We start from the raw sequence: 26342 nt of genomic DNA, 5'->3' as shown, positions 1-26342 counted from the left end.
TTGAATCGCTATTCATTGAAAGTGCAAGGGTTGCTGGGGCGTCGCTGCCCAACGCCAATGTTATCAGGCTTCTGGAAGAACGATCCGTTCAGCCCGGAAGAGGATTCACGATTAATCACTTCGTCATCTGCTGACGGTAAATTGTTAGAAATTCCATTTAATCCGGTGTATCGGAATTTTGACAAAGCACTCCAGGAAATTACTAACTGGCTCGAAAAGCGATTGTGTTAAAAATTTGCTAAATTTTGCCAATTTGGTAAAACAGTTGCTTCACAACAGGAGATCGCAATGACGTTACCGAGTGGACACCCGAAAAGCAGATTGATCAAAAAATTTACCGCACTAGGCCCGTATATTCGTGAAGGTAAGTGCGAAGATAATCGATTCTTTTTCGATTGTCTGGCTGTATGCGTCAATGTGAAACCGGCGCCGGAAGTGCGTGAGTTCTGGGGCTGGTGGATGGAACTGGAAGCGCAGGAATCCCGTTTTACCTACAGTTACCGGTTTGGTCTGTTCGATAAAGCAGGCGACTGGACGCATGTTCAGGTAAAAGATGCGGAAGTGGTTGAGCGGCTGGAGCACACCCTGCGAGAGTTTCATGAAAAGCTGCGTGAACTGCTGGCGACGCTGAATCTGAAGCTGGAACCGGCGGATGATTTTCGTGATGAGCCGGTGAAGTTAACGGCGTGAGTGAAAAGTGCCGGATGCATCGCATCCGGCAATATTATTAAAACTGATATGTCATTCCTATCGCGACAATATCATCATTATTAATATTCAACTTATTATCGCTATCCAGTTGGTTGATTTTATAATCAACAAATGCTGACATGTTTTTGTTGAAATAATACGTGGCACCGATATCAATATAATTGACCAGATCCTCATCACCGATACCTTCAATATCTTTTCCTTTCGATAGCACATAACCTAAAGATGGACGCAGACCAAAGTCGAATTGGTATTGAGTGACCGCTTCAAAATTCTGTGTCTTATTAGCAAAACCGCCAGAAATTGGCGTCATGTTACGCGTTTCAGAATAGAAGGTTGCCAGGTAAATATTATTGGCATCGTATTTAAGACCCGTTGCCCACGCTTCGGCACGTTTGCCCGTACCACGGTTTTGCAGGTTCTGCTCGTTGGTGCGATCAGAGTTGGTATAGGCTCCACTGATAGCGAAATCGCTGCCGCCAAAGTCATACGTCAGTGAAGTACCAAACCCATCGCCGTTCTGCTTTTTCACATCGCGGTTTTCGTTTTTCCCTTGATATTGCAGGGTTAAGTTCAGGCCATCGATAACGCCGAAGAAGTCGGTGTTCCGATACGTCGCCAGACCGCTGGCGCGTTTGGTCATAAAGTTGTCGGTCTGCGCCGAGGAGTCGCCACCAAATTCCGGGAACATATCGGTCCAGGCTTCGACGTCATACAGCGCGCCCAGGTTACGTCCATAATCGAAAGAACCTAAATCCTTATATTTCAACCCGGCAAAAGCGAGACGCGTTTTTTGCTGTGCGGTATCACTCTCAGCTTTATTTCCGGCAAACTCCGCTTCCCACCGACCATAACCGGTCAGTTGATCGTTAATTTGCGTTTCGCCTTTAAAACCAAAACGGATATAACTCTGGTCGCCATCTTTACTGTCGTTATCACTCATATAATGCATGGCTTTAACTTTGCCATAGACATCCAGTTTATTACCGTCTTTGTTATATATTTCTGCGGCCTGTACGGATGCAGATGCCACAATACCCATCACCACTAATGCCAGAGTGCTCTTTTTCATTTTCATTCCTGATTTTAATTAACGCGCGAATATTCAGCGGGAGAGACCCGTTGAAAACAGGAAAGTTTTTAACCTGAGATTGTTAAAGATATATTACAGATTAATAATATTCTTAAAATGTGGTAATTTATTAAATCTGTAATAAAAACGTAAACAACTGCCGCTACGCTTGCTGATCCCGCGCAACAAAACGCTATGCTTTGCTCGCAGATGGTTGGCAACCGGCGACAGTCCTGCTAAAACGTTCGTTTGATATCATTTTTCCTAAAATTGAATGGCAGAGAATCATGAGTGACAGCCAGACGCTGGTGGTAAAACTCGGCACCAGTGTGCTAACAGGCGGATCGCGCCGTCTGAACCGTGCCCATATCGTTGAACTTGTTCGCCAGTGCGCGCAGTTACATGCCGCCGGGCATCGGATAGTCATTGTGACGTCGGGCGCGATTGCCGCCGGACGTGAGCACCTGGGTTACCCGGAACTGCCAGCGACTATCGCCTCGAAGCAACTATTGGCGGCGGTAGGGCAGAGTCGACTGATTCAACTGTGGGAACAACTCTTTGCAATTTACGGCATTCACGTCGGGCAGATGCTACTAACCCGTGCCGATATGGAAGACCGTGAACGCTTCCTGAACGCCCGCGATACGTTGCGTGCGCTGCTCGATAACAACATCGTTCCGGTAATTAATGAGAACGATGCTGTTGCTACGGCAGAGATTAAAGTCGGCGATAATGACAACCTTTCTGCGCTGGCGGCGATTCTGGCGGGTGCCGATAAACTGTTGCTGCTGACCGATCAAAAAGGTTTGTATACCGCTGACCCGCGCAACAATCCGCAGGCAGAACTGATTAAAGATGTTTACGGCATTGATGACGCACTGCGGGCGATTGCCGGTGACAGCGTTTCAGGTCTCGGAACCGGCGGTATGGGCACCAAACTGCAGGCCGCTGACGTGGCTTGCCGTGCGGGGATCGACACTATTATTGCCGCAGGTAACAAGCCGGGCGTTATTGGTGATGCGATGGAAGGTATTTCTGTCGGTACGCTGTTCCATGCCCAGGCAACGCCTTTAGAAAACCGTAAACGCTGGATTTTTGGCGCGCCACCGGCGGGTGAAATTACCGTTGATGAAGGGGCGACCGCCGCTATTCTTGAACGCGGCAGCTCCCTGTTGCCGAAAGGTATTAAAAGCGTGAGCGGCAACTTCTCGCGTGGTGAAGTCATTCGTATTTGCAACCTCGAAGGTCGCGATATTGCCCACGGCGTCAGCCGTTACAACAGCGATGCATTGCGTCGCATTGCCGGACACCACTCGCAAGAAATTGATGCAATACTGGGATATGAATATGGCCCGGTTGCCGTTCACCGTGATGACATGATTACCCGTTAAGGAGCAGGCCGATGCTGGAACAAATGGGCATTGCCGCGAAGCAAGCCTCGTATAAATTAGCGCAACTCTCCAGCCGCGAAAAAAATCGCGTGCTGGAAAAGATCGCCGATGAACTGGAAGCACAAAGCGAAAATATCCTCAACGCTAACGCCCTGGATGTTGCTGACGCGCGTGCCAATGGCCTTAGCGAAGCGATGCTTGACCGTCTGGCACTGACGCCCGCGCGACTGAAAGGCATTGCCGACGATGTGCGCCAGGTATGTAATCTCGCCGATCCGGTGGGGCAGGTGATTGATGGTGGTGTGCTGGACAGCGGTCTGCGTCTGGAGCGTCGTCGCGTCCCACTTGGCGTGATTGGGGTGATTTATGAAGCGCGCCCGAACGTGACGGTTGATGTCGCTTCCCTGTGCCTGAAAACCGGTAACGCGGTGATCCTGCGCGGTGGTAAAGAAACCTGCCGCACCAACGCTGCAACGGTGGCGGTGATTCAGGACGCCCTGCAATCCTGCGGTTTACCGGCAGGCGCAGTGCAGGCGATTGATAATCCGGATCGCGCATTGGTGAGTGAAATGCTGCGTATGGATAAATACATCGACATGCTGATCCCGCGCGGTGGCGCTGGTTTGCATAAGCTGTGCCGCGAGCAGTCAACGATCCCGGTGATCACCGGCGGTATTGGCGTCTGCCATATTTATGTTGATGAAAGTGCAGAGATAGCTGAAGCCCTGAAAGTAATTATCAACGCGAAAACTCAGCGTCCGAGCACATGTAATACGGTAGAAACGTTGCTGGTAAATAAAAACATCGCTGATAGCTTCCTGCCCGCATTAAGCAAGCAAATGGCGGAAAGCGGCGTGACGTTACACGCAGATGTAGCTGCGCTGGCGCAGTTACAGGCAGGCTCTGCGAAGGTGGTGGCTGTTAAAGCCGAAGAGTATGACGATGAGTTTCTGTCATTAGATTTGAACGTCAAAATCGTCAGCGATCTTGACGATGCCATCGCTCATATTCGTGAACACGGCACCCAGCACTCCGATGCGATCCTGACACGTGATATGCGCAATGCCCAGCGTTTTGTTAACGAAGTGGATTCTTCTGCTGTTTACGTCAACGCCTCTACACGTTTTACCGACGGCGGCCAGTTTGGTCTTGGCGCGGAAGTGGCGGTAAGCACACAAAAACTCCACGCGCGCGGCCCGATGGGGCTGGAAGCACTGACCACTTACAAGTGGATCGGCATTGGTGATTACACCATTCGTGCGTAAACAAAACCGGGTGATGCAAAAGTAGCCGTTTGATTCACAAGGCCATTGACGCATCGCCCGGTTAGTTTTAACCTTGTCCACCGTGATTCACGTTCGTGAACATGTCCTTTCAGGGCCGATATAGCTCAGTTGGTAGAGCAGCGCATTCGTAATGCGAAGGTCGTAGGTTCGACTCCTATTATCGGCACCATTCTAACGTCTCCCCAAGTCTACTCAAGTATTTAAAAACCTCTTATAATCCGCATGTTAGCGCCCCTTTTAGTCTTTTGACGTCTACTTAAGTACCCCAAAATCTACAGTCAATTGGGGGTACTTTTGGGGGTATTTGCTGTTCGGTTTAGTGGAGGTACCCCCAAGTGAAACTCAATGCCCGTCAAATAGACACTGCCAAGCCAAAAGAGAAGGCTTACAAGCTGGCTGATGGTGGTGGTCTGTATCTCTTGGTAAAACCTAGTGGAGGAAAATATTGGCGCTTCAAGTATCGTGTAGCTGGTAAAGAGAAGCTGTTAGCACTAGGTGTGTATCCTGAAGTTACCTTGGCTGATGCTCGTGCAAAACGTGAAGAAGCTAAAAGGAGTATCGCTGGGGGTATCGATCCGATGGAAGCGAAACGAGAGGAAAAGATTGCCCGGGAAACGCAGTTAAACAACACCTTCAAAGATATTGCCATTGAGTGGCACAGCAGCAAATTAAAAAAATGGTCTGCTGGTTATGCTTCAGACATCCTCGAAGCCTTCAACAAAGATGTGTTCCCTTACATTGGCAAAAAACCAATCGCCGAAATCAAACCACTTGAACTGCTGAATGTGCTGCGGCGTATCGAGGGGCGCGGTGCTACCGAAAAAGCCAAAAAAGTGAGGCAGCGATGCGGGGAAGTTTTCCGCTATGCAATTGTCACTGGACGTGCTGAGTATAACCCTGCACCGGATCTCACCAGCGCGATGCAAGGTCATGAATCTAATCATTATCCTTTCCTCACAGCCAAAGAATTACCTGATTTTTTCAAGGCATTGTCCAGTTACTCAGGAAGTGCATTGGTTGTTATGGCGGCTCGTCTACTGATTATCACCGGTTTGCGGACTGGCGAACTGCGCGGTGCATTATGGGATGAAATCGATCTCAACAAGGCTATCTGGGAGATACCTGCTTCACGGATGAAAATGCGTCGCCCTCATGTGGTGCCTTTGTCTAAGCAGGCTCTTTCTCTTATTGGGCAGATTAAAGAATTAACTGGCAATTATCCGCTTATGTTTCCCGGCCGTAATGATCCAAGGAAAACAATGAGCGAGGCTAGCATAAACCAAGTATTTAAACGCATCGGCTATAACGGAAAGGTTACTGGTCATGGATTCCGGCACACCATGAGCACCATTTTGCATGAGCAGGGCTATAACACCGCGTGGATAGAGACACAGCTTGCACACGTCGATAAAAACTCAATTCGTGGCACATACAACCATGCGCAATATCTGGATGGTCGCCGGGAGATGCTCCAGTGGTATGCCGACTATATGGATTCGCTCGAGCATGGCGGAAATGTGGTGCATGGTGAGTTCGGAAAATGCGGGTGACTGGTTGAGTATACAGTAGTAGACTTTGAGCGATTAAGAAAAGGCTGTGTCTAGGGTCGCTCCTGAAAACCCGTACACCTCTGCGGGCTGGCACAGCCACTTTTACAGAGGGTGCGAGGTAGCACAGAGTGACTTACAATTCAAAAAGCTGTAGTTCTCTTGAAAAGGCATATTACACTCCAATTGAAGCGGCGCTACGTTGGTGTAATTTAATTGCTCATGAAGTTTTAATATTGGAGCGAGTGGGAGATGGAGTTTTACCTAGCGTTGGAATGTTCCCTCAATGGCCTTGCTTGCGTGTTAATGCTGAGAAAATTTTAGATGCAATCCATAATTGTGAAATTCCTTATGGCCGTGATGGTAAAACTGTTCAACCTGGAGAACAGGTTGCTAAGCACCGTTTAACCGTCCGCCATTCCGATCTGAAATCATGGATGTCAAAAAACTATCCCAACCAAAAACCAGCTTTCCTTTTTGATGCTGTTGAGCAGCAGTTACATGCTGGAATTACAGTCGAGGCATATCAAACTCTTCAGGCTGAAAACAAACGTCTTAATATTCGCTTAGATAATGCTATGAAGACTTTCCAACAGCAGAAAAATGAAATTTCCGAATTACAAGGGGAACGTGATTCACTACGACGAATGGTTGATAACTCCGTGCAAAACATTGACCAACGTTCTGAAACAACATATTTAAACATTATTGGAGGGTTGCTTTTTCTAATGTTAGGGCGTTCACCTGCTGGTATTAAGCAATCTGTATTCGAAAATCAAAGCTCTATTATTAGTAATTTATTGGGGCATTTTGAAGGTAAGCCGGGGATGAGTTCAAGAACGCTGGAAGCAAAGTTTGCTGAAGCCAATAAATCAATTAAATCGTAGTTCTAGTCCTATACCGCAATTGCGGTATCATTCACCGCAATTGCGGTGATATCCAATGTCTTACCTGCTTCAATGTCTCCCGTAGGCATCAATAAACAACGGGAGACGATTATCATGTCACAATCTTTAATTCGTATGCCAGAAACCATGCGCCGTACAGGCTATGGCAGGGCATGGATCTATAAACTCATTGCCCAAGGGCGTTTTCCTAAACCTGTAAAAATTGGCTCGCGAGCGATTGCTTTCGTTGAGAGTGAAATTGACGAGTGGATTAATCAGCGTATTGCGGAATCACGCGGAACAGCTACCTGATTAAATGGCAACGGGGCCAGGCGCCCCAGCTATCCACCAGCAAATAAAAAGTAACTTAATTCGATAGCGGAGTTTTTATGAAACTGCGAAAAACGCCCGTACAGGGGCAGGGCTTCATTCGACCTGAAAACCAGAATCTGCAAAATTTTGGTGAAATTATCCCGGTTATTTCCGGCGTTATTGGCGGGCGTGAAACCAATATTGTTAGCGCCAGAGCGTTGCATAAGGCGCTCGGGGTAGGCCGTGATTTCACTACCTGGATTAAAGGACGTATTGATGAGTACGGATTTAAAAATGGCGTGGATTTTGAAGTTGTAGAAAATTTGTACTTTGATTCCCCGAAACGGGGGAACCAAAGTGTAAATATTGAACAGTTTGATTCTGATTGGACAACAAAGCGCGGCGGTGATCGCCGCAGTGAAGACTATTTGATCTCCACGAACATGGCGAAAGAACTGGCGATGGTCGAACGCACCGAACAGGGGCGCGCCGTTCGTCAGTACTTCATCAAATGCGAGGAAGAGCTACACAAGGTTGCGCCTGTACGTTCCGCAGCGTTACGCCGGGAACTGAAAGCCCGTATCACAGTTGCCAGCTACTTTAAGCCAATGTGTGCCGCGCTGGAGGCGTACCGGGCTGAACTGGGTAAAAACACTCTACAGCACCATTACACCACGGAAGCCAATATGCTGGCGCGTATCGTGCTGGGTGGCATGACTGCAAAACAGTGGGCACTGGCGAACGGCATCACAGGCGAACCACGCGACCACATGAGCACGTTGCAGCTTGAGCACCTTTCTTACCTTGAGCAGAGCAATATCACGCTGATTGAGTTAGGCCAGGACTACCACCAGCGGAAAGCTGAATTAATTCGCCTTTCGCAGCGTTGGTTAGCCCGTCGCATGGAGGAAAACAGCCATGTGTAACGCTCTGACCGTTACAAAAAGAGAAAGCGCCCCGTTGCCGGAGCGCCTTTGTGAACGAATTACCTGTAGCACCATATTGCTTACTGTCTACGAGGCAGATTATAGCGTTGTGGTCGCACAGAGTGAAGGCGCTGATCACCGTTACTACAGCACGCCAGAAATGCAGAATATTTTGCTGCAAAATGTCGTTGGCCACATCGTCCGGAAAGCAAAAAATTTTGCTGGTGGCGCGACTGATACGATTTTTTCTGGGCGCCCGGTGTTGATCAACTACTCCTGTTCTTTGGCCTTGCGGCGCTGGCGGTACTCAACTTCTCGCTTTAATGCTGCTGTTACAAACTGCCCTGTACTTTCACCAGGCATTTTTACTGCCTCAACATTGTTCATAACTTCATGCGGAACCCTTGCCGCAACTGTTTGTGATTTTGCGTTTACTGCTTTTGTCGCCATGTTGTGTCCCCCTCACAAAAAACAAATGCAGTATGCAGGAAAAAAAACAAGTGTTCAACACTTGACGTGTTTAACACCTAGGTTTAAATTGGTGTTAAACACCTTGTTGATGCAAGGTGCAGAAACGACGAAACCCGGCAGTGCGCGAACACTAACCGGGCTTCTAACCACCAACGATAGCAACAGTATCGAGGTAGCTATGAGAAATCATACCACACACCCGCAAGGGCGGGACTCGCACAACCTGAATAAATACATCTGGCGTTTTATCGCCCTGAGCACAGCACAACAGCGCGTAATTCACATCGAGGCTACCAGCGAACAGGAAGCACGCCAGCAATCTCCTGATGGCTGCGTGATGGTATTTGCCACCCGTATTCGTCAGGGGATGCGCCATGCATAACCTGTCAATTGCTGACCTTAACAGCATTCAGTTTGACGAGAAATTTACCGGGCAGCTACTGGTCCATGTGGAGAACGGGCGCATAGTGCGTAATTACAACCTGCCGGATGGTGCAATTGCCGGAAGCGTTGAAGCATTGCTGGAACTGGCAGAACGTGCGCGACTGATTAAGCCGTTAACGAGCCATCACGATGATGATCTGCATTTTACCGGACGCATGGTGAGTCACTACGAAAACGGCGTCGAGGTATCCCGCGAATGTCTGCGTGATGATTGCTGTTTCGGCACACTGCCGGAATTTATCGAATTGCTGACCAGTTGCGGTTATCAGGTCATTCAGGGGGTGAATCATGGGTAATAAGCCAGCAACAATGACAATTACCCTGAATGTGCCAGAGGATTTCACCGGACGCGTACTGGTTTACCTGGATAAAGGGAACGTGAAATCACAATGCCGGCTGCGAAATAATGAAATTGTAAGTACGGTAGAAGGCTTTTCTGAACTCTGTATTCGTGCAGGAATAAAACCGGAACTGCTGACAGGAAAATAAAACCATGAAAAAGAAAAATTCTGGCTTTACTGCCAGCGGTCTCTCTCGGCCTGAAATCAGACACGGAGATATTTACCGCGACACCAGACGTGGTGGACGAGTGGTTATTCGTCACGTTACGCCAGGCAATATCACCTACCGCCGTGAGGCTTACGAATATGACTGCGTAATGCCGCGCCGTCAGTTTGAGCGTGATTTTATTCTGGTGGAAAACAAACAACAGGCGGTGGCGAGACGTGCAGCCACGAATATTAAAAAAATCCGGGCAATGTTGGTTGCGGGAGGTAAGAAGTGAAAAACGCACCGAATTTAAAATATCAGCCGAAGGATAAATTCACTGAGGTAATCATTTTTGCCGGGACGGACGCTTACGCCCATGCTCAACACTGGATTGAAAGCGAAGGACGAAAACATGGCGATAGCGTGCCGCCTGTTTACCTGGGGCCAAAGCAACTTGCAGAGCTTGCGAATATCCGCATTGTCGACGATGAGCGCCGCTTTGCGCGTGTTTATATCGCGGGGGAGATTGAGCCAATCCTGATTAACGCTGTCGCCGAAAAACTGGCGCTGGCTGGCGTACAGGAGGCGAAATTATACAAAGGTATCCCCGACCGGGAGCCTGAGAACTGGCGCGACTACCTGCAACGGATCCGCGAACAGGCAGAGCGCGGGGAAACCATGACGGAGGAAGTCAGGAGAGCGGGTGGATTGCCCGGAAGAACAGATCCCATGAAACCGCATATCACCGAAAAAGATGGTGCGCTCTGGTATGTCGAGCCAATACCCAATACCAGAGCAGAGGAGCTGAATCATAAGGAAACCTGGTTGAGTGACAGGATGCGCACAGCGGGTATTGGTAATGATGGTCGGGAAGCGTATCTGATAATTGAAATGATCCCGGAAGGAACACAGAAAATTATTTACGAAGCGATGCCGCGCAATGAAATCGGTATGCCAGCAGGATGGGCGAGGTTACGTGGACGGGGTGTTGCAATCACCACCAGCGCCCATTTACTGAATAAACTGGCGGAATACCTGCAACGTCAGGGAGATCGTACTGTGTGGGAGGTCACATCAACAGCCGGATGGCATTGTGGAGCCTATGTTATGCCAGATGGTGAGGTGATTGGTGTACCGGATCGTCCAGTGGCATTCTGTGGCGGATCTGCAGCCATCAAAGGCTATATCGTCAGGGGGACGGTACAGGAATGGAGGAATAATGTCGCCTCCCTGATGCGAGGTAATCACTCAATGATGCTTGGGGTACTGGTCGGACTGGCAGCACCCCTTAATTCTCTTGTGGGCGGAAGTTGTTTTGGTATCCACCTTTTCGCGCAGTCGTCAGCAGGGAAAACCACGACAGTGGAAGCTGCCACCAGTCTTTATGGCGATCCTGAAATGCTCAAACTTTCGTGGGATGCCACCCGGCACGGACTGACGGTGGAAGCTGCCGCACGTAATGATGGCTTTATCCCCATTGATGAAATTGGTCAGGGAGGAAGGATTAATGACATCGCGCAATCCGCCTACAGCCTGTTTAACGGTGTGGGGAGAATTCAGGGACGAAAAGATGGCGGCAATCGTGCAGTAATGCGCTGGAAAATAGCGGCACTAAGCACAGGGGAAGAAGATTTTGAGACCTTCCTGTTAAAAGGGGGGATCACCCCAAAAGCCGGGCAACTGGTGCGGCTGCTAAGCGTTCCCTTTACCGATACAACGGTTTTTAACGGGTATGACGATGGTGATCAACATGCCAGAGCAATAAAGCGACTTTCATCAAATTATTGTGGAGCTGCGGGGCGTGAGTGGGTGCGCTGGTTATCCGCTCATAAGGAACTGGCTATTAACACCACTTCCGATAAAGAAAATACCTGGCTGGGAAATCTGCCTGAAAATGCATCGTCACAGGTCAGACGTGTGGCTTCACGCTTTGCCATGCTGGATGCGGCCGGAGAACTTGCCACCGCAATTACTGGCTGGACAGCAAAAGAATGTCGGGCAGCAACGCAACGGGCTTTTGATGACTGGTTACAGGATTTCGGGCTGGAAAACCGGGAAAAATACCAGGTCATCAGCCGCGCCCGTGATTTTATTCAGCGCCATGCCCTGAGCCGTTTTCAGCCTTATACCTACGGGAAAAGCAATGGAGATATGGATAACCACTATGCATCCCGTATAAATAACCTTGCAGGGTATCTTGTCAGCGGTAAGCGGGAAGATGGAAAACCCGAATATCACATTATTCCGTCAGTGTTTGATGGAGAAATTTTATGCGGCATATCCAGAAACTTTGGGTGCCAGGCGCTGGAGGAAGCCGGAGTGCTGGTTTGTGCAGAACCCGGTCGCTGGACATCGAAAACGGTGAAGATTAACGGAACACAGCAGCGATTTATCGTGCTGATTGACCTGGCTGAAGACGAATAAAACCGCCTACGCTCGCAGAGGGTCAAAAATCGCGGGATATGCGGGATATCGGGATATGAAAAATATATTACATAAATATCAATTGCTTATGTGTTGCTATCGTATCCCGCCATATCCCGCCGTATCCCAGTATTTTGGTTTACGAATGGTTTAAAAATAAACGAAATCACTGTATCCCGGAACGTATCCCGAAATATGTTATTGATGCATAAGCAAAAAAAAACTTACCGGGATATGGCGGGATACGAAAAACCACATAACATAATGAAAAATAAGTTGTTTTTTGTTTGTATCCCGATATCCCGGTAAAAATGGTTTTTTACGCCTTATAGAGTACAGAAAAGTGATTGCTCAAATTTTGTATTACGGGTGGCTACCGTCAGCCATCCGACCAGAAAAAGGCATAAAAGCAGATATGTAATTTTGACAATCAGACTGTTTTGATGATTACACGCCGATATGACGGCAACAATGATGGGGAAGAGCATGACAAAGCTGACCATTAACAGAAAGCCAAAAGGCATTTTCGGCACGACGCAGAAAACGACGCAGTCGGCACAGGAGCAGGATAAAACCACATCGGCGCATAAAGTGATGCCCGGTAACCAGAAAGTGCAGCAGAAGCCCACAGGGGCGACACCGTGGCGGCATATGACCAAACGGCAGCGCAAAAACCGCCACTGAGTTGTGGCCTGAATTATTCAGCCGGGAAGCACCGAAGCCGCTTAAGGTGGGGGATATTCGACGACCTGATGCAGGATATCGCCGTCAGGGGGCTGGCATTCGGGCTAAGGGCATTACGTGCGACGCTGGCATCTTATGCGCAGTCTCCGCGCTATTACCGCGCTCTGGTTGCTGGTGGAGTGCGTTACGACCTGAAAGGCCAGCCATGCGGCGAGGTGACACCACAGGAACAACAGGACGCAGAAACGCGGCTGATGGCGCTGAATGAGAAGCACAAGCGCCAGCGTAAGGCCATGAAGGAGGGAAAAAGCGCATGATACGCGACAGTAAAGCGGAAGCACTGGAAGCGCGTGGCCTGTACCGGAGAGCGGCGGAGCGATGGGCTGAGGTCATCATGCTGGCGAATGATGACAAAGCACGGGAACAGGCGGCAAAACGTCGCGCGGAATGTATACGCAAGGCAGCACGCCTACCGGCAAGGCAGGATAATTTCGGGGAGATGCGCGAAACCATCAGCCGGGCACATGCCGGGATGGGATTACATCAGCCCAATGGTAAGGCATTCAGGAATTACCAAAAAAGAACAATTGTAGTCAGTAACAGAGGATGGGATTCTCTTGGTTTTTTGTTGATGCTTTCTGAAGAAATCTACTACGTTGCTGAGCAGATGAATATTCAATTGCATCTGGGTTCCTGATAAGATTAATCTGAATATTTTCATTTGGAATAGGGATATGAATAAAACTTTAATTGCAACATTAGTCGGTATAGTAATGTTAACCGGATGTGGGCCAGAAGAGTTAACTCCAGAACAGAAACAGGAAGTAGCGGCTCTTAAAGTTGAACTGTCGCAAACGGAAGGTGAAATATCAGCAGCTAAGGAAGTTGACCAGCAGTTTTCTGGTGGGTTGATAAAAAATCTGACAACAGCAAGACTGGAAATATTAGGAACTAATAAAGCGATTTTGGAACAGCGTATTAATGCTATTGAATCAGGTGCTAAAATTGATGTTGTTGTATCTGGAGTTAAACCTGATCCTGAGCTTGCGGCTTCAATTAAAACTGAAATTGACAGCTTAGATGCAAAAATCAACGAAGCCAAAGCTGATGCTCGTCAGTATAGCGGTGGTCTGATAAAGGTACTAAAATTATCTACTGTTGCCACTGAAGAGCAGACCATGGCAATGTTGCAGCAAAAGTACCTCACAGCCAAGTATGGCCTCGCTGAAGTTAAGCTGGCATCAGTACAAGATAATGACGCAAAAAACAGTACTGAAACGGAAGTAACAGCCAAAAATTCCCAAGAGCAACTTCCTTTACTCCCGCCAGCGGATGGTCCGTTCGGCTTAGAAGCCGGTCTTACACAGAAAAACATCGAAGATATGATCGGTGCTAAGCTCAAGCCACTACCAGACAGTGTAAATCTGTATACTTCTGATAAATTACCGAAGCAAAACGCAGATTTTGAAATGTATGGTTTGTTGATCTCCCCGAAAGCTGGTTTATGTCAAATACGGGCTTTAGGAAAAAATATTGATACTGATAGCTATGGATTGGCTCTTAAATCCAAGTTTGAAGAATTGAGAAATTCTTTAAGTTCTCTGTATGGAAAGGCTGATACTACAGACTTTTTGCTGGCTGGTTCAATTTGGAAAGAGCCTCAGGACTGGATGAGGGGGCTAAACAAAAAAGAACGCTTCTTATCTGCCACATGGAAGGGAACAAAAGAAATACCATTAAAAAACAATATTGATACTATCTCTATTGAGGCCAGAGCGAACAATTCCACTCAGGGATATGTCTATCTGCAGTACTCATTTACAAATGACGAAATTTGTCAGGCAGAAATTGATGGGGCGAAAAAAAGTTCCCTTTAAACAATCCGCGCAAAGCCCCTTAGTAAGGGGCTTTTATATATTAATGTTCAACGGGGGGATTAGATGAAAGATAATCTAGAAAAACTAATTGAAAATACTTTAAAAGATATTCTATTAGCTAATGCTGCTCTAACATTCATTTTTGCAATACCAATGGCTATTATCAGTAGGCATGGGATGGGCATCACAATCTGGTTTATAACTGTGCTCATTTCACCTGCTCTGTGTGCAGTAGGTGCATGGCTTGTATCTCGAACATCCGGCCATGCTGAGGAGTTCTTTCATCGTCGGTGGGCTAAGCGAATTTATGTTTTTTATACTCTTGCGGCTGCCGAGTTTTTGCTTGTGTACTCAATCGCGCAAGTAATGAAAAATCTGATGAAATAATTAACAAGTTATTATCATGGAGCTTGTGGCTGTTAACCTGCAGTGGGGCGACAATCGTGTATTTATAAAAACTTCCCCTTTTCACTCCCCGCTGTTTCTTCTGCTATTTCCTTTATGTTTGCATGCAGCAACATCTGCCATACTTTTGCAGAAAAATCAGAGCATTTAGTGCTGAAGGTTGGTTTATTGATGCTTTTTGTTTCATTTATTGCAATTATCGTTGGTATCATTTCATTTTGTGCAATAATTGCAATTATTGTCATTCAGAAGGGAGCATCATGAAAAATCACGGAGTAAAGCCAGTTTTACTTTCCCGGAGCCAGATCGAAGCCCTGCAACGCATCCAGGACGAAGAGCGTCAGAAATCTGTGCTTGGTGTGGCACCGTCGATTCATGTTATCGCCCGGCAACTGATGGATAAGGCACTTAAAGAGGTGAGACTGTGAAATTAAATATCAGAGTGGATAAACGCCAGCTATGGCAGAAAAAAGAGAACAGCGAGGCATTCAGGGCGTTGCTGGTGGAAAATCTTCAGCACCGGTTCAGTGGAGAGTTGCCTGATGCTCTAGGGAAGAAACTGGAATCCCTGACGGTGGAAATTGGCGATTATGGCTTTGTTGATGTTGAAAGCACGACTGCCAACACAGAAATCGTAAAACAGGTCGTCAATGATGTAATGAAAACCACGCTTAGCCAGCCATCCTGGCGCAACTGAATCAGTAAGGGGCGGTTATTGCCCCTTTCCTCCATACCCACAACGCATTCCCTTTCCGCATGAAATTATTTTTTATCGTATACGCATGAGGTGAGCTACATGTTGATGAGTAAAGCCGAATACGCCAAATACAAAGGCGTAAGCCGCCAGACAGTTTACGACTGGATCGAGAAAGGCGAAGTGATCATGTCCGGTAAAAAAATCGATGTGGAAGCGACAGAGCAGCGGAACAGCCCACCAGCACAGGGAAAAGACGCAGTTTCTGAAATGTGGCCAGAAAGAACGCTGGAAATGACGTGGGGCGAGTTCTGGAAAGCAGTTAAGGCCAGAGACGGTAAAATTCCTGCGCCAGCAACGGACGAGGGCATACAGCAGCGTGTGCTGGATGCAGCCGGGGAATTAGGCTGGGAAGTGCAATTTCTTGATGATGGTGCTATCTGCCTTGAGGATTGCGACGGGCAGCATTACTTTGAACAATACAATTTGCGGGGTAATGCCAGGCTGGCAATTCGTATGCTGCGTTGCGAACTCTGCTATGTTGCAGGTGATTATCCCGATGAACTGGAATCATGGAGTGAAGCCGGGCTAAACGCCCTGGCTGAATGGGAAAAATCAGACCATCAATGACATCAAAAAGTGTCAAGTTGAGCAGCTTGCCAGGTTGACACTTTACACTCTGAACGCGAAAAAGTGTCAACCTCGCTGGAAGCCTCGCCATTACTGACTTTGCGCCAGATTTACCACGTCAAAAAGCCGAAAAAATCGCGAAAAGTGTCAAGTTGCCATGCTTAGAAATGCTAAGGTTTGATAAGGTTTTTCGCGAAAAAGTGTCAAGTGTGTCAACCTGCGATGTTAAGATTTGTTAAGGTCTCAAGCCGGAAAGTGTCAACCAGCCCCTAAGATTTCCTAAGGTGTAAATCATGACCATCACCGAAGCCGATTTGCTGGAGATGATCCGCAGCATTGCCGAAATCAAACAACCAGCAAGCAAAATTAACAGGTGTTCAGCGCCTGTTTCCGTTGTGCTGCAACAGGAACGCCACCAGCAGGATGATGTGAGGCCGTATCAGTGGAAGAAACCGGACAGGCCGCGACGGTGAGCGGAGCGTTACGGTAAGCCAACAGCCAAGCCAAACATTAAGCCTAAGGGTAGGGCTTTTTTGTGGCTGGTGGTGTAATGCCAACATTGTTACATGATGTTTTGAGGTATTATCTGCATGTTCGTGGTGAGGAACCACCAGAACTGATGAGCTTTTGTTTATGCCTGTACTGCATGAAAACTGTCCTATAAAGTGGGGGTAGGTGTGCTGAGGAGAACATTGTGAGCTACGCCAAATTAAATTGTGTCGGGGGTGAACAAGTTTCTTGATAGGTGTCAGTAGGCACCTATAGTTATAGGCTTCTTCAATTTTGTGTGCACAATATTTTGTATTGATTGGGGATAGGGTTGCACGCAAAATTAAAAAATGTATATTTATTAACGTGTATTTGATGATTTTTAAATAAAATATTTCTCTATGTTTATCATAAAAGGTTTTTTATGAGCGTGGCAATAAAAACAATGACACCAATGTCATATTCTATAAAAGTTGATGCGATTAAGAAAAGATTGTCATATTTTAGTGATGTTTCTTTTTTGAGAAATTTTTATGAACACTTCCAAAAAGTAAGGGATGTCGAGGTGGGTATTGTTTCCAATTTCCCTTGGTGTTGCTATCTGGCAATGAAATGGAAGTTTTGCATGAAGGAAAAAAGCCTGCAAAAGAAATGAGTAAAAATGATTTTATTGATATTATCAACTTAATCTATAACTTGCAACTAGAAGCATCTAATTTAATCGTTGATGATAAAGTTATGCTAAGCCTTAGACGAATGGTGATAAATCAGTTGCTTTATCAATCAACTGATAAATTTAATGCCAATTCATTAACAAGACAGTATATTTGGTATTGCTTGAATGATGAATTATATTATAAAGATAAGTTTTTAGAATGTACTGGTTTACATTTGGAAAGCTATTACAAAATGGCATGTTATTTTACCGCTATTTCATGTATTAATCCTGATGTAGAATCAGAGGTTATTCCATTTAAACACTTGATAATAAACTTGGTTCCGATATTTGGTCCGGAACAAGTGAAAAGATTTTTGGAATTAACATGCTTAAAAATTGATGGTGTAAGAGATTTTATTGCCCCATATAAATTGGATAAAAACATTACCGCTGAGTATTATGAAGATACACCATTCCTCAGTAAACCAATGTTTTTAGATGGCGATGGTGTAGTGATATTATGCAAAAGAATCATGAAGTCAGGGTTTGTCAACCTAGTTCCAGAATTGTTCAAGCAGGTCTATAAGGAATCTTATAAAGAAAAATTTGGTAAGACGATGGAACTTTATATTTCTCGCTTTCTTGATAAGTACAATTATAACTTTAAGACTGAAAGGGAGGTTAAGAAGATTTATAGTGATAATGCAATAAAAAATTGCAAGTCCGTAGATTTTGTTATTTCAGAAGGAGATTCAATAGTTTATGTTGACTCGAAGGCAATAGAGCCTGCAAAGTTCGTTAAAACATCTAATAATGCTCAGTTGCTAAAGGAAAGGTTGAATAAGAGTTTTATTAAAGGGATTTATCAAGGTCAGGAATGTGCTTTTAATTTAAATAAAATAGAGATGAGAAAACCATCTTCGAAAGATTCAATGTTAATTGTGGTGCATCGGGATCATCATATATCAAATGCAATGGTTGTGCAGGATTTAATTAACCCTGATCTATCAACTGAGTTATCTGAAAAATATCATAGTATCCCCATTGATCTAAAAAGAATTTACTATATAACAATTGATGAGTTCGAATTATTACTTATGATGTGTAAACAGAAAGAACTATCTATTAATGAGTTTATTGGTATGTGTGTGGAAAAAGATTCATTCCCTCATACTCAGAAGTCTAATCTAAGCATGCACATATATGAATTTGCACCAGAGGGTATTGATGATGATCAATTGATTGTAAAAGGAAGAGACTTACTGATTGATGATGTTATTGAAAATATGAAAGAGAGTGCATCAAAATGGTCTGGGAAAGTTGATATGTATCTTAAAATAAAAGATTATATTTTTAATTGGTAATTAAGCAAGGGTGTTATTATCAACACCCTTGCTCATAGTCTTACAATATTAAATGTTGTGTTTTTTATTTATATATTTTATTGCCCATCAAACTATTAATTTATCTCGTTGTTTGAGATAGGTTGAGCATTTGTATTTTTTTATCAATTTTATCTGTATGAGCTTAAGCAGCTTCAATAATATCTGCGTTAAATTACGCTTCATTCAGAGACGTGCTTGCTATTGACATGTAATCCATGTGCAACAAGATTCCAGCCATAACTTATGCATTTCAGAGCCGAATCATGGACTGCTTTAAGTCATTTTTGTAGGGAAAACATGTTCACATGTCAGCACTGATTTGTTTCATCATATCCACTATCTCGAATTCCTGTGTCGATAGATGAATGCAGACGGAAATATGTAAATTTTGTGCACGCTCTGCTATTAAGCGAAAACGAGCGTGGGTATATCAACTAATAATTGCCATCATTAACATAGGTGGTGGCGGTATAATCTCTGTAACCCAGTTGTTCGTGACTACCCACCTCGTCAAATTTTCACACCCGCGAAATAAAAAATACTTCACACTAGTGGTTATCCTTGGGCATCCACCAGCCCTTCATCATTGCCTGCCGGTGAGGCTGAGGCTCGAAGAAAAAGAGTGCTAGATAGTCGATTTTTGCCCAGTTTGGGATAAGGGAAAATTTATTGGGGGTACTTTTGGGGGTATCTATAAAAATGAAACATGAAAATATTATTAAATATCAATGTATTTGTTGTTTATGTTTTGTTCCTATTATCGCACCATTTAAATCAAGCAGTTACTCCATATTTAAATGCTCCATGTTTTCCCTCCTATGCCGTATTTGTGCCATTGCAACCCTGGCAATTTATCAAAATACATGCTCTGGCATGAGGCAGTGTAGGTGCAGATAATTAAGCCAATTGCTGTCGCCATTCCTTGACGTGGTCAATCAGAGCGCGGAGCTTTGGTGCAATATTGCGACGCTGAGGGAAATACAGATAGAAGCCAGGAAATTGTGGAAGAAAGTCATCAAGCAGAGATACGAGCTTACCACTTTCAATATACGGCCTGAAAGTTTCCTGAGTGGCAATTGTTATGCCTCCGCCGGCAAGAGCCAGCCTCAACATCAGACGCAGATCATTAGTCGTAATCTGCGGTTCAATCGCAAGGTCGAAAGCTCTCCCGTTTTCTTCAAATGGCCAGCGATAAGGCGCAACATCCGGGGATTGACGCCAGCCGATACACTTATGATTCACAAGTTCACGCGGGTGAGCAGGTGTGCTGTTGGCTGCGAGATAGGAGGGAGAGGCAACCACCATTTCACGCTGCCTGGCGGTAAGGGGAACAGCAATCATGTCTTTTTCAATGACTTCTCCGAGCCTTACGCCAGCATCGTAACCTGCGGCTACGATATCGAATTCCTCATCTGTGACTACAATATCAAGCGTAACGGCAGGATTGGCAGCGGCAAACGAAGCGATTAGCGGACCTGAAAGAAATTCTTCAGCTATCGACGTCACCGCGATTCTGAGAAGTCCACGTGGCATATGGTCAGATACCATTTCTTCAAACGCCGCCTCAATACCGGATAAAGGTAATGACAGCGATTTGTGCAGCCGTTCTCCTGCTTCCGTCAAATTAACTGAGCGCGTGGTCCGCATTACAAGCATTGTCCCGAAAGTATCTTCAAGCCGTCTTATTCCCTGACTGACCGCTGAACGGGTAACGCCCAGCCGTGCGGCGGCTTTACTGAAATTACTCTCTTCTGCTACCGCGATAAAAATGGGTAAAAGATTAAGATCGATTTTCATTGTTTAATGCAGCTAACCACTGAGTACATTGAAAGCAGGATACTGGAACCAATCATAAAGTTCTATTATCTCTCCGAACACATTTGAAGGAGAACGTAATGGATAAGGTCATATTAATCACCGGTGCATCAAGTGGTATTGGGGAAGGTATTGCCAGAGAGCTGGGAACGACAGGTGCGAAGGTTTTACTGGGAGCACGCAGACTTGAGCGGATCGGAGCCATTGCAGCAGAAATCTGTCGCGCAGGCGGTATTGCTAAAGCGCGGGCGTTGGATGTTACAAACCGACAGTCCATGAGCGGTTTTGTGCAAGCTGCGCTGGATAGCTGGGGCCGGGTTGATGTTCTTATCAATAATGCGGGCGTTATGCCGCTTTCACCGCTTGCAGCAGGAAAACAGGATGAATGGGAGCTCACTATTGACGTGAATATCAAGGGCGTGCTTTGGGGAATTGGCGCCGTACTTCCGGTGATGGAAGCACAGGGTTCCGGTCAGATCATCAATCTTGGTTCTATTGGTGCTCTTTCTGTCGTGCCTACTGGCGCAGTCTATTGTGCAACTAAGTTTGCTGTACGGGCTATTTCTGATGGCTTACGGCAGGAAAGTTCGAAAATACGCGTGACCTGCGTAAATCCTGGCGTTGTAGAAAGTGAGCTAGCGTCAAGCATTACCCATGTAGAAACCATAAAGGCAATGGACGCCTACCGTTCTGTTGCACTTCAACCCGCAGATATAGCTCGTGCAGTAAGGCATATTATTGAATCTCCTGAAAGCGTTGATACAACTGAAATTACCATCAGACCCACGGCGTCTACAAACTGAAGGATAATGTTAATGTTTACATTCCCGTTTTATTCAATATATCGGGAGGAAATTTCATATCCCTCTGTCGTGCCTGGCAAGATTCACTAAATTATGCATTCTCACCCCGAGGGAGATAGAGTTTTAATTGCAGTAAAATGATTTTATCAGGGAATAAACTGTCGCTTGTTTAATTCCTTTGCATATAAAAAGTCATACTCTTAATTATCAGGATAATAACCATGAATACTACGTATTCTTTAATTTTCATTGCCGCTCTGTCTTTATTGTCCTTCAGTAGCGTCGCCAAAACTGTTACTGCCGTCGGTTCAACCATTGACAGTGCTGAGAAAGAAATATCTTTACAGGCAGAAAAACAAGGAAAATCATATAAAATTCTTGGAGTGTTTTTTAAGAACAGAGTTTATATGATAGCAAAGTTAACACCTGTCAATAAAAAACGCTTTATAAAGCAAATGAATTAAATTGTAATACATTACCAGAAAGCTTGTATATTGATTCAAAATTGTCATTGTTATGGCAATGGAATGCCTGACAAATGACTCTATTCCAACCTACTGTACCAGTTATTCTGCTAGTTTTACGGATGCTTCGGTTTGGTGTGCTAAAGTAATATTTGCCACAGTTTTATTTACTCTCTCTTTCGCATTCTATAAATGAACAGGAATAATACATCCTTAAGTGGTTAATGCTGGTGTCATCAATAGGCCAGCATTAATCACAGATGATTATGTTGCCAGTCAGACAGATATTGTTAAACCGTCGAATTCATAATCAACACTTTTTCTTACGCCGCTAAATGGCTTGAAAAGCAGGGGGGGGTACATATTTTAAATATCACGCAAGTGAATTGTTTTATGATGTTATTAATAGAAATGGAGGAACAAATAGGCGTATTCTACAATTGCAACAAAAACAACGATATTAATCAGTTTATTACTGATTTGCTGTATTTTATTCTCTTTCATTAGTACTTCCTCGCTTTAAAAAAGAGTGCACTTCGTAAGTGCCCTTATATAAATAACGAGTTTGGTCAACCAATTTTTTGACGTGTATCACAAATTTGAAAAGATGTATCACATCAGCCATCACTTATGACAGCAAAGTCATCGATATACATCACCTGAAATCATCTCCGTGGATGCGTCTGCTCTCATGAGTGACCAATTCTGGCGTCGATTGGCACAGGGGAAACATATCACAACTGTTCAGAATGTCGGATCTCTCAGGGTATTATACAAGATATCGTTATTGGTAATCAGAGGACGTATCGGGTTCTATTAAGCTGTCAACAGTGCCGAATATATGGAATAGTCATTACTGGATTACACCGCAGGCACGCCATATGCAAGAGTGTGCTGCGGCGACGGGTTAATTATCTAAAAGAGTTTGTGAACCTGAACAGAGTTCGAGTTTGCTTGATAGTTTTACTATTATGTGAACAACAGGTTATCGCCTCTCCAAAGGAAATAGATATTTAATCCATTAACGGAAACCAGCCAGTTCCTTTCGATGCCTGAATTTGATCCCATAGTTTATCCGGAATGGTTAATTCAGGAACGCGCTGTGGATTAAGGGTTGTTTGAATTTCATGACTTCTACCTGATTCAGCTAAAGTCACCCATTCTGGATTAATCACCAGCCCTTTACCGATTGCAACAAGTGGCAGGCCAACAGAAATTGCCTCTTGAGCCTGAGACGGCGTGCGTATTTTACCTGCGGCGATTACCGGTACTCTTCCTGCGATATGATTTAAAATCAGCTCAATGGTTCGTGGTCCATTTGGCGAATCAACGGGGTAGCTATCGTTAACACTGACCAGCGAGGTATGTATATACGAAATACCGGATGAAATTAGCCGGTCCAGGAGTTTATAAGTATCCTCTATCCGCAGCCCCCCTGTTGCAGATTCTTCAGGGGATATTCTGTAACCGATAGCAAAGGGCCTGGTCGCATATTCATAGACTACATTTTTTACTTCCTGTAATACGGCCAGCGGGAAGCGCATACGTCTTTCGAGATCACCTCCCCATCGATCATTACGACGGTTAAAGAGAGGAGAAAAGAAATTCTGCAGAAGGAATCCATGCGCGCCATGAAGTTCAACGCCATCAAAACCTGCTTTAATGGCTCTCTTTGTGACGTCTCCGAATGCTCTGATAGTTTCCTGAATTTCGTTTTCAGTCATTTCCCTGCTTTGTACCACTCTCTTCATAAAATCACCGGATTTTACGCTTGATGCGCTGGCACTAATAACATCGTGATTCGGCACAAGCTCTGGGATAGCTTTATTACCGGCGTGAAAAATCTGCAGGATTGCCGGAGCTCCGCCACTTTTGGCTGCAGCAGCTAATTTTTCAAGGCTGTTAATGAAACGGTCATCATATGCGGCAAATTCATGAGTAAACCCAATGCCGCTTGGCGTGACATAGGTGCATCCTGTTATTACCAGACCAACATTTTGTGAACGGCGTTTATAAAATTCGAGTTCCTGTTCAGATATGGTCCCATCAGGATTCGCAGACCAGGTCGTCATAGGCGCCATAACGATACGATTACGTAATTTTATTTCTTCTGTCAGCATAAAAGGAGAAAACAATGATGGATATTTGTTTGTCATAGCAATACCTCAGATGTTTATCTGATTGTCGAACTATTTATTTGAAAAGGTTTTTACATGAAGCCGGGGCTATGTATTTTTGATACCTGGCTGTTTAGTTCGATAATTATTATTTAAAGTAAGTTTAAGTATTATTGGTAACTCTATTGGTTTCATTAATTCTTGATTTATTAAACTATATTTATTTCTCGTGCTTAGTAAAAATTTTGGCGCCGGCAATCAAGAATAATACTCTTTAAATTCAACTTATTACCGTAAAGGTGAATATCAGGGAGATAATGTATCTCCCTGCAGTATTCTTATAAATGTTTTTTATAAAAAGGAATTAATTTATCGAGCGCCTGTTTCACGGGTTCTGGCTTATCATACAGGTCGTAATGTGAATAACCTTCCACAACGACCAGCTCTTTATGTTTTGAGGCAGCACGACCAATAATTTCGCAGCCGTCACGGTATGCACCAAAAGCGCCCACTCTATCACCCACTACAACCATTAGTGGTTGAGTTAAGAGGACTTCTGCAAGATGAAAAGCATCCCAGCCCACAGCAACAGTCTGATGAGAAAATAGTGAACGATTTACCCCATTTGGCGCACAGCCTCGTGGCGAACGATAATATTCTGTTGCTTCAAAAAGATCTATTTCTGTTAATCCCGCTTCAAGAGCTGCGTCCGGAGAAGAGGGGAGTAAATCATCTACGCGAAGTTTTGCGCCATTAGCTTCGTCTGTTCTTTGTTGCGCCATTGCTTCGAGTGCTCCGATAGGATCAAACGCCGAAAACCCTTCACGCATAAGACGCCCATAGTTTGCACCCGTGACAGTACCAATAGCTTTAATTCGACGTTCTGTCATTGCGGCATTAATAGCATATCCACCCCCACCACAAATGCCCAGAACACCAATACGCTCGGCATCAACGTAAGGTAAGGTGGTCAGGTAATCAACGACAATGCTGAAGTCTTTGACTCGCATTGTTGGATCTTCCAGATAACGCGGTTCTCCACCACTGCTTCCCTGAAAACTGGCATCAAAAGCAATGACGATAAAGCCTGCTTTTGCCAGTGCTGCTCCATAGACGCTACCCGATGTCTGTTCTTTGCAGCTTCCAATAGGATGGGCGCTGATAATGGCAGGATATTTTTTCTCGCTATTAAAATCGTCAGGGAAATAGATATCAGCAGCCATATACCAGTAGGTATGTTTTATCGAAACAGTTTTCATTTCAAGCTCCGGGGATTTGCCTAAACAGATTTAAATATCATTTCTATTATCCGCAACTGGCATTCGTGTTCATATCGCGAACGGCGTAATAGTATGACTTGTATTGGTTATCATCAATGGTCTAATATCTATCACAGTGTTAAGTTAAGGTTTACAATGATGAAAATAGAGCCTTCAATTTTGCCTTCTCTTGCCTGGTTTGCATTGATTGTTCGAGCCGGAAGTTTCTCCAGAGCCGCTTCTGAAATGGGTATTACGCGGGCGGCATTATCCCAAAATTTAAAATCTCTTGAGGAACGTCTTAACACCAAGCTGATATACCGTACAACCCGCAATATGTCGCTTACCGAAGAGGGGCAGCGTCTGTATGACGTGCTGGTATCTGCTTTGGGGCAGATTGATGATGCTTTGAAAGATGTCGGTGATACCCAACTTGAACCTACTGGCCTATTGAGAATAAATTCCTCCCGTGTTGCAGCAAGGATGCTTGTTGAGCCTCATATTGGCGAGTTTCTTACCCGTTACCCCAAAATAAAGATAGAACTGATTATGGATGACGGTTTATCTAACATTATTGCGGACGGCTGTGATGTGGGCATACGCCTTGAGCAAGGGCTGGATGAGCATATGACTGCCGTTCCTGTTTCTCCGCTTATTAAACTGGTTACCGTGGCATCACCAGATTATTTAAGAGAACACGGTATTCCTGAAACGCCTCAGGAACTGAGTAACCATAATTGTCTACGGTTGCGGCATAAAAGTAGCGGTGCACTCTCAGCATGGGAGTTTTCTAATGTCACGGGGAATAATGAAGAGTTCGAAATAGAGGTGTCAGGGAAGTATATTTCTAATGATGACGAAAGCATGATACGAATGGCGCTTAATGGGACAGGTATCATCCAACATCTGGATTTTGCAATCGCTGAACACATCAATGCGGGCAAGTTACAGCCGATTCTTCAGGATTGGGCCGTTTCATTTCCTGGATTTTATATTTATGTTTCATCACGGGTGAGAATGCCCTCTAAAGTTCGTGCTTTTATCGATTTTATGGTGGAGAAAAGAATAGAAATCGAAAATTAATGATGTGTGTCAGAATATC

30 protein-coding genes, 1 tRNA gene and 2 pseudogenes are annotated in these 26342 nt (G+C 45.1%); 26 read left to right on the top strand and 7 right to left on the bottom strand.

The window, feature by feature from the left end; translation table 11 throughout:
• The coding region (locus tag A7Z29_RS17365; protein WP_123056754.1) for an alpha/beta hydrolase at positions 1–231 on the top strand (231 nt) is incomplete at its 5' end.
• A gap of 57 nt (positions 232–288) precedes the next feature.
• Positions 289–690, top strand: coding sequence for a sigma factor-binding protein Crl (crl, locus tag A7Z29_RS17360; RefSeq protein WP_000174686.1), 402 nt, complete (start codon positions 289–291; stop codon positions 688–690).
• A 37-nt stretch (positions 691–727) separates the two neighbouring features.
• Here crl and phoE read toward each other — a convergent pair whose 3' ends face one another.
• Positions 728–1783, bottom strand: a complete 1056-nt coding sequence (gene phoE / locus A7Z29_RS17355; protein ID WP_105290545.1) for a phosphoporin PhoE — start codon at positions 1781–1783, stop codon at positions 728–730.
• 287 nt (positions 1784–2070) lie between these two features.
• Between phoE and proB the strand changes: the two genes are divergently transcribed.
• The 7 genes from proB to A7Z29_RS17320 all read left to right on the top strand — a co-directional run bounded on the left by proB (position 2071) and on the right by A7Z29_RS17320 (position 8132).
• A complete protein-coding gene (proB, locus tag A7Z29_RS17350; RefSeq protein ID WP_001285269.1) occupies positions 2071–3174 on the top strand; it encodes a glutamate 5-kinase in 1104 nt (367 codons plus the stop codon).
• 11 nt (positions 3175–3185) lie between these two features.
• Positions 3186–4439, top strand: coding sequence for a glutamate-5-semialdehyde dehydrogenase (proA, locus tag A7Z29_RS17345; RefSeq protein WP_105290544.1), 1254 nt, complete (start codon positions 3186–3188; stop codon positions 4437–4439).
• A 114-nt stretch (positions 4440–4553) separates the two neighbouring features.
• A tRNA-Thr gene (locus A7Z29_RS17340) sits at positions 4554–4629 on the top strand.
• A 166-nt stretch (positions 4630–4795) separates the two neighbouring features.
• Positions 4796–6010, top strand: coding sequence for a tyrosine-type recombinase/integrase (locus A7Z29_RS17335; protein ID WP_105290543.1), 1215 nt, complete (start codon positions 4796–4798; stop codon positions 6008–6010).
• Between the two features lie 128 nt (positions 6011–6138).
• On the top strand, positions 6139–6894 hold the full coding sequence (locus A7Z29_RS17330) for a hypothetical protein (protein ID WP_016262924.1): 756 nt from the start codon (positions 6139–6141) through the stop codon (positions 6892–6894).
• A gap of 114 nt (positions 6895–7008) precedes the next feature.
• Positions 7009–7206 carry a helix-turn-helix transcriptional regulator gene (locus A7Z29_RS17325; RefSeq protein WP_004027535.1) on the top strand — a complete coding sequence of 66 codons (198 nt, stop codon included), beginning with the start codon at positions 7009–7011 and terminating at the stop codon, positions 7204–7206.
• A 77-nt stretch (positions 7207–7283) separates the two neighbouring features.
• Positions 7284–8132, top strand: a complete 849-nt coding sequence (locus tag A7Z29_RS17320; protein WP_105290542.1) for an antA/AntB antirepressor family protein — start codon at positions 7284–7286, stop codon at positions 8130–8132.
• A 270-nt stretch (positions 8133–8402) separates the two neighbouring features.
• Here A7Z29_RS17320 and A7Z29_RS23810 read toward each other — a convergent pair whose 3' ends face one another.
• Positions 8403–8582: a YlcI/YnfO family protein gene (locus A7Z29_RS23810; RefSeq protein WP_000201462.1), complete on the bottom strand. Its 180-nt coding sequence runs from the start codon at positions 8580–8582 to the stop codon at positions 8403–8405.
• Between A7Z29_RS23810 and A7Z29_RS23935 the strand changes: the two genes are divergently transcribed.
• From A7Z29_RS23935 to A7Z29_RS17275, 9 genes and pseudogenes are all read left to right on the top strand, one after another.
• Positions 8581–8985: a host cell division inhibitor Icd-like protein gene (locus tag A7Z29_RS23935; protein WP_353620297.1), complete on the top strand. Its 405-nt coding sequence runs from the start codon at positions 8581–8583 to the stop codon at positions 8983–8985. The genes A7Z29_RS23810 and A7Z29_RS23935 overlap by 2 nt on opposite strands.
• Positions 8978–9343 carry a hypothetical protein gene (locus A7Z29_RS17310; RefSeq protein ID WP_105290540.1) on the top strand — a complete coding sequence of 122 codons (366 nt, stop codon included), beginning with the start codon at positions 8978–8980 and terminating at the stop codon, positions 9341–9343. The genes A7Z29_RS23935 and A7Z29_RS17310 overlap by 8 nt, the downstream gene beginning before the upstream one ends.
• On the top strand, positions 9336–9536 hold the full coding sequence (locus A7Z29_RS17305) for a hypothetical protein (RefSeq protein WP_105290539.1): 201 nt from the start codon (positions 9336–9338) through the stop codon (positions 9534–9536). The genes A7Z29_RS17310 and A7Z29_RS17305 overlap by 8 nt, the downstream gene beginning before the upstream one ends.
• 4 nt (positions 9537–9540) lie before the next feature.
• On the top strand, positions 9541–9831 hold the full coding sequence (locus tag A7Z29_RS17300) for a DUF4222 domain-containing protein (RefSeq protein ID WP_000728900.1): 291 nt from the start codon (positions 9541–9543) through the stop codon (positions 9829–9831).
• The gene (locus A7Z29_RS17295) at positions 9828–11960 is read left to right on the top strand and encodes a DUF927 domain-containing protein (RefSeq protein ID WP_105290538.1); all 2133 of its coding nucleotides are present in this window, start codon (positions 9828–9830) and stop codon (positions 11958–11960) included. Before A7Z29_RS17300 ends, A7Z29_RS17295 begins: the two co-directional genes overlap by 4 nt.
• A gap of 486 nt (positions 11961–12446) precedes the next feature.
• Positions 12447–12961 (top strand): annotated as a pseudogene (locus tag A7Z29_RS17290) (ProQ/FINO family protein).
• Positions 12958–13218, top strand: a pseudogene (locus A7Z29_RS23800) (PerC family transcriptional regulator); the annotation flags it as partial. The pseudogenes A7Z29_RS17290 and A7Z29_RS23800, both read left to right, overlap by 4 nt.
• A gap of 160 nt (positions 13219–13378) precedes the next feature.
• Entirely contained in the window at positions 13379–14521 is a 1143-nt protein-coding gene (locus A7Z29_RS17280) for a hypothetical protein (protein ID WP_105290536.1), read from the top strand.
• Positions 14522–14584: 63 nt separating this feature from the next.
• On the top strand, positions 14585–14908 hold the full coding sequence (locus A7Z29_RS17275) for a hypothetical protein (RefSeq protein ID WP_105290535.1): 324 nt from the start codon (positions 14585–14587) through the stop codon (positions 14906–14908).
• A gap of 62 nt (positions 14909–14970) precedes the next feature.
• Here the strand turns inward: A7Z29_RS17275 and A7Z29_RS17270 are convergent, their stop codons facing one another.
• Positions 14971–15171, bottom strand: a complete 201-nt coding sequence (locus A7Z29_RS17270; RefSeq protein WP_105290534.1) for a hypothetical protein — start codon at positions 15169–15171, stop codon at positions 14971–14973.
• A gap of 15 nt (positions 15172–15186) precedes the next feature.
• On the opposite strand from A7Z29_RS17270, the gene A7Z29_RS23505 reads away from it, so the two are divergent.
• The 5 genes from A7Z29_RS23505 (at position 15187) to gapS1 (ending at position 18761) form a co-directional block, all read left to right on the top strand.
• Positions 15187–15354: a hypothetical protein gene (locus A7Z29_RS23505; RefSeq protein ID WP_198599426.1), complete on the top strand. Its 168-nt coding sequence runs from the start codon at positions 15187–15189 to the stop codon at positions 15352–15354.
• Positions 15351–15623 (top strand): hypothetical protein, encoded by a 273-nt coding sequence (locus tag A7Z29_RS17265; RefSeq protein WP_000773311.1) that lies wholly within the window; start codon positions 15351–15353, stop codon positions 15621–15623. Before A7Z29_RS23505 ends, A7Z29_RS17265 begins: the two co-directional genes overlap by 4 nt.
• A 99-nt stretch (positions 15624–15722) precedes the next feature.
• On the top strand, positions 15723–16250 hold the full coding sequence (locus tag A7Z29_RS17260; RefSeq protein WP_105290533.1) for a MerR family transcriptional regulator: 528 nt from the start codon (positions 15723–15725) through the stop codon (positions 16248–16250).
• Between the two features lie 293 nt (positions 16251–16543).
• Positions 16544–16723, top strand: coding sequence for a hypothetical protein (locus tag A7Z29_RS17255; RefSeq protein ID WP_031624997.1), 180 nt, complete (start codon positions 16544–16546; stop codon positions 16721–16723).
• A 628-nt stretch (positions 16724–17351) separates the two neighbouring features.
• The gene (gene gapS1 / locus A7Z29_RS17250; RefSeq protein ID WP_286135378.1) at positions 17352–18761 is read left to right on the top strand and encodes a GapS1 family protein; all 1410 of its coding nucleotides are present in this window, start codon (positions 17352–17354) and stop codon (positions 18759–18761) included.
• Positions 18762–19679: 918 nt separating this feature from the next.
• Here the strand turns inward: gapS1 and A7Z29_RS17245 are convergent.
• A complete protein-coding gene (locus tag A7Z29_RS17245) occupies positions 19680–20579 on the bottom strand; it encodes a LysR family transcriptional regulator (protein WP_105290532.1) in 900 nt (299 codons plus the stop codon).
• Positions 20580–20677: 98 nt separating this feature from the next.
• Between A7Z29_RS17245 and A7Z29_RS17240 the strand changes: the two genes are divergently transcribed.
• Both A7Z29_RS17240 and A7Z29_RS17235 read left to right on the top strand, forming a co-directional pair.
• Positions 20678–21400 (top strand): SDR family oxidoreductase, encoded by a 723-nt coding sequence (locus A7Z29_RS17240; protein ID WP_105290531.1) that lies wholly within the window; start codon positions 20678–20680, stop codon positions 21398–21400.
• Positions 21401–21621: 221 nt separating this feature from the next.
• Positions 21622–21864 (top strand): YdgH/BhsA/McbA family protein, encoded by a 243-nt coding sequence (locus tag A7Z29_RS17235; protein ID WP_105290530.1) that lies wholly within the window; start codon positions 21622–21624, stop codon positions 21862–21864.
• A gap of 402 nt (positions 21865–22266) precedes the next feature.
• Here the strand turns inward: A7Z29_RS17235 and ykgR are convergent, their stop codons facing one another.
• From ykgR to A7Z29_RS17220, 3 genes are all read right to left on the bottom strand, one after another.
• Positions 22267–22368: a small membrane protein YkgR gene (ykgR, locus tag A7Z29_RS17230; protein ID WP_000662205.1), complete on the bottom strand. Its 102-nt coding sequence runs from the start codon at positions 22366–22368 to the stop codon at positions 22267–22269.
• Between the two features lie 509 nt (positions 22369–22877).
• Positions 22878–24020: an NADH-dependent flavin oxidoreductase gene (locus A7Z29_RS17225; protein ID WP_105290529.1), complete on the bottom strand. Its 1143-nt coding sequence runs from the start codon at positions 24018–24020 to the stop codon at positions 22878–22880.
• A gap of 299 nt (positions 24021–24319) precedes the next feature.
• Positions 24320–25240: an alpha/beta hydrolase gene (locus tag A7Z29_RS17220; protein WP_105290528.1), complete on the bottom strand. Its 921-nt coding sequence runs from the start codon at positions 25238–25240 to the stop codon at positions 24320–24322.
• Between the two features lie 156 nt (positions 25241–25396).
• Between A7Z29_RS17220 and A7Z29_RS17215 the strand changes: the two genes are divergently transcribed.
• Complete coding sequence (locus A7Z29_RS17215) at positions 25397–26323, top strand: LysR family transcriptional regulator (protein ID WP_105290527.1); 927 nt, start codon at positions 25397–25399, stop codon at positions 26321–26323.
• The last annotated feature ends 19 nt before the right edge of the window (positions 26324–26342 follow it).

Source organism: Escherichia sp. MOD1-EC6842 (assembly GCF_002965705.1).
Classification (GTDB): domain Bacteria; phylum Pseudomonadota; class Gammaproteobacteria; order Enterobacterales; family Enterobacteriaceae; genus Escherichia; species Escherichia ruysiae.
The sequence above is the reverse complement of the archived record's forward strand: the minus strand, read 5'-3'. Positions and strand labels throughout refer to the sequence as shown.

Bases quoted from the DNA above. Each gene is read 5' to 3' on its own strand.
- A7Z29_RS17275 (WP_105290535.1), top strand. From the start codon at position 14,585: ATGAAAGATAATCTAGAAAAACTAATTGAAAATACTTTAAAAGATATT.
- A7Z29_RS23505 (WP_198599426.1), top strand. From the start codon at position 15,187: ATGAAAAATCACGGAGTAAAGCCAGTTTTACTTTCCCGGAGCCAGATC.
- A7Z29_RS17255 (WP_031624997.1), top strand. From the start codon at position 16,544: ATGACCATCACCGAAGCCGATTTGCTGGAGATGATCCGCAGCATTGCC.
- proB (WP_001285269.1), top strand. From the start codon at position 2,071: ATGAGTGACAGCCAGACGCTGGTGGTAAAACTCGGCACCAGTGTGCTA.
- ykgR (WP_000662205.1), bottom strand. From the start codon at position 22,368: ATGAAAGAGAATAAAATACAGCAAATCAGTAATAAACTGATTAATATC.
- A7Z29_RS17300 (WP_000728900.1), top strand. From the start codon at position 9,541: ATGAAAAAGAAAAATTCTGGCTTTACTGCCAGCGGTCTCTCTCGGCCT.
- A7Z29_RS17310 (WP_105290540.1), top strand. From the start codon at position 8,978: ATGCATAACCTGTCAATTGCTGACCTTAACAGCATTCAGTTTGACGAG.
- A7Z29_RS17270 (WP_105290534.1), bottom strand. From the start codon at position 15,171: ATGACAATAATTGCAATTATTGCACAAAATGAAATGATACCAACGATA.
- A7Z29_RS23935 (WP_353620297.1), top strand. From the start codon at position 8,581: ATGTTGTGTCCCCCTCACAAAAAACAAATGCAGTATGCAGGAAAAAAA.
- A7Z29_RS17225 (WP_105290529.1), bottom strand. From the start codon at position 24,020: ATGACAAACAAATATCCATCATTGTTTTCTCCTTTTATGCTGACAGAA.
- A7Z29_RS17320 (WP_105290542.1), top strand. From the start codon at position 7,284: ATGAAACTGCGAAAAACGCCCGTACAGGGGCAGGGCTTCATTCGACCT.
- A7Z29_RS17235 (WP_105290530.1), top strand. From the start codon at position 21,622: ATGAATACTACGTATTCTTTAATTTTCATTGCCGCTCTGTCTTTATTG.
- proA (WP_105290544.1), top strand. From the start codon at position 3,186: ATGCTGGAACAAATGGGCATTGCCGCGAAGCAAGCCTCGTATAAATTA.
- A7Z29_RS23810 (WP_000201462.1), bottom strand. From the start codon at position 8,582: ATGGCGACAAAAGCAGTAAACGCAAAATCACAAACAGTTGCGGCAAGG.
- A7Z29_RS17240 (WP_105290531.1), top strand. From the start codon at position 20,678: ATGGATAAGGTCATATTAATCACCGGTGCATCAAGTGGTATTGGGGAA.
- A7Z29_RS17215 (WP_105290527.1), top strand. From the start codon at position 25,397: ATGATGAAAATAGAGCCTTCAATTTTGCCTTCTCTTGCCTGGTTTGCA.
- A7Z29_RS17220 (WP_105290528.1), bottom strand. From the start codon at position 25,240: ATGAAAACTGTTTCGATAAAACATACCTACTGGTATATGGCTGCTGAT.
- A7Z29_RS17260 (WP_105290533.1), top strand. From the start codon at position 15,723: ATGTTGATGAGTAAAGCCGAATACGCCAAATACAAAGGCGTAAGCCGC.
- A7Z29_RS17245 (WP_105290532.1), bottom strand. From the start codon at position 20,579: ATGAAAATCGATCTTAATCTTTTACCCATTTTTATCGCGGTAGCAGAA.
- A7Z29_RS17305 (WP_105290539.1), top strand. From the start codon at position 9,336: ATGGGTAATAAGCCAGCAACAATGACAATTACCCTGAATGTGCCAGAG.
- phoE (WP_105290545.1), bottom strand. From the start codon at position 1,783: ATGAAAAAGAGCACTCTGGCATTAGTGGTGATGGGTATTGTGGCATCT.
- A7Z29_RS17280 (WP_105290536.1), top strand. From the start codon at position 13,379: ATGAATAAAACTTTAATTGCAACATTAGTCGGTATAGTAATGTTAACC.
- gapS1 (WP_286135378.1), top strand. From the start codon at position 17,352: ATGGAAGTTTTGCATGAAGGAAAAAAGCCTGCAAAAGAAATGAGTAAA.
- A7Z29_RS17325 (WP_004027535.1), top strand. From the start codon at position 7,009: ATGTCACAATCTTTAATTCGTATGCCAGAAACCATGCGCCGTACAGGC.
- crl (WP_000174686.1), top strand. From the start codon at position 289: ATGACGTTACCGAGTGGACACCCGAAAAGCAGATTGATCAAAAAATTT.